General features: G+C 62.6%; 2 protein-coding genes. Both read right to left on the bottom strand.

What is annotated here, in order from left to right:
- Positions 1 to 819 (bottom strand): AMP-binding protein (locus DD606_RS25195; RefSeq protein ID WP_139158380.1); only part of this gene is annotated, 819 nt, incomplete at its 3' end.
- A 9-nt stretch (positions 820 to 828) separates the two neighbouring features.
- A partial coding sequence (locus DD606_RS25190; RefSeq protein WP_176691497.1) for a chorismate-binding protein occupies positions 829 to 1,415 on the bottom strand: 587 nt, incomplete at its 5' end.

The following is a 1,415-nucleotide window of genomic DNA, read 5'->3' as shown; positions in this document are numbered from 1 at the left end:
GATCTGATGCTGCTCAATCAGCGGGAAGCAGAGCGTGGCGCTCGGATCGTTCGCCAGCACCACGCAGCCGCCCGCCGTGAAAACGCCTAACGATCCCGGCGAACTCATGGCGTAGTTGTGCGCCGCGGGAAGCGCGTTCAGATAGCGGGTGTGCGCAGTGATACCGCAGATTTCGTTGCTGCGGCGAATGCTGTAGTCGTAGTCGTTGTGCGTACGCGGGATCAGCTTCGGCGTGCCGGTGCTGCCGCCGGAGAGCTGGAAGAACGCCACTTCGTCGGCGGGCGTCGGGTTCGGGATGAAATTGTCCGCCGGGCGCGCAATCGCCGCCTCCAGCGCGTGTTCGCCCTTATCGCCGCGCAGCAGCACGACGCGTAACGAGCGATGCGCATCCACAAAGGTGTTGAGAAAATCATCGCCCGAGAACAGCGCGTGGTCGCGATCGGCAATCAGTACGGCGGGTTTGATCTGCTCCGCGTAGGCGTTGAGTTCACTGCGCTGATGGCTAAAGAGCGCGTTGACCGGCGCGACGCCGATTTGCAGTAGCGCGAAGAAGGTGATGTAGAACTCGGCCACGTTGCCGAGCTGCACCAGCGCGGTCTCGCCGCGATGCAGCCCCTGCGCCTGAAGGGCGGACGCCAGATTCGTCACCGCCTGATTAAACGCGCGGTAGGTAATGCGGCGATCGCCGTCAATTATCGCGACCGCATCGCTGTCCGCATGGTCCGTCAGGATGTGGGTCAGCGGCAGATCCTGCCAGTAGCCTTTTTCACGGTAGCGCCGGGCAAAATCCTCAGGCCAGCGGGTAAAAGGGATGGTCATGAGTATTCCTTAGTGCAAACCAAACACGTTGAGCATGGTGGAGAGCTTCACGCCCGTCTCGCGCCACTCGCCCACCGGGGAGGAAGCAGGCACAATGCCCGCGCCGGCAAACAGGCGAACGGTATTTTGATGCAGCCGCGCGCAGCGGATAGTTACCACCCACTCGCCGTTACCTTCGCTGTCGCACCAGCCAACAATGCCGCCGAACAGTTCGCGGTCGAAGGGCTCCAGCTCGGCAATGAGTTCTTTTGCCGCCTGATGCGGGAAACCGCTCAGGGCCGGGGTCGGGTGCAGCAGGCAGGCCAGCGTCAGGGCGTTCTCGTTTTCACGCGCGTCACCCTCAACCGGCGTGGCCAGATGCCACAGCGTTGGGGTGGTAATGAGCTGCGGGGAAGCCGGCATGCTCAAATGATGGCTGCGCGGTTCCAGAATGGTTTTCATCGCCTGGGTTACCAGGTCGTGCTCGTGACGGTCTTTTTCGGAGGCCAGCAGCTTAGTGCCCGCTTCGCGATCCAGCACATCGTCCGGCTGACGGCGCGCAGAGCCCGCCAGCGGCAGCGAACTAAAGTGCGCGCCCTCTTTACGCAGCAGCAGTT

Origin of the sequence: Enterobacter cloacae complex sp. GF14B (genome assembly GCF_004136805.1) — a bacterium.
Taxonomy (GTDB): domain Bacteria; phylum Pseudomonadota; class Gammaproteobacteria; order Enterobacterales; family Enterobacteriaceae; genus Enterobacter; species Enterobacter hormaechei_C.
The sequence above is the reverse complement of the archived record's forward strand: the minus strand, read 5'-3'. Positions and strand labels throughout refer to the sequence as shown.